At 39.6% G+C, this 222-nt stretch carries 1 pseudogene; it reads right to left on the bottom strand.

The annotated features are described in order from the left end of the window. Positions 1 to 222, bottom strand: a pseudogene (locus ACFSR0_RS08325) (transketolase); the annotation flags it as partial.

Raw genomic sequence — 222 nt, forward strand, 5'->3', positions numbered from 1 at the left:
TGGTTTTTCTCCTTGCTGAGCTGAAATTACATATGCACCCTTGCTCACCTGATCATCAGCCGATTCTTTTGTTCCTTTGATCGCTGGTAAATTTTGACGACTTAAAACAAGAACAGTTGGTGTTGTTTTTGATTGTAAAGCAATTTTCCAAGCTGCTCGTGTTTCGTTACCATCTGCAGGACGTAAAACATGCAAATTCGGAATTGAACGCAAACTTGCTAA

Origin of the sequence: Enterococcus camelliae (assembly GCF_042685105.1) — a bacterium.
GTDB lineage: Bacteria > Bacillota > Bacilli > Lactobacillales > Enterococcaceae > Enterococcus_G > Enterococcus_G camelliae.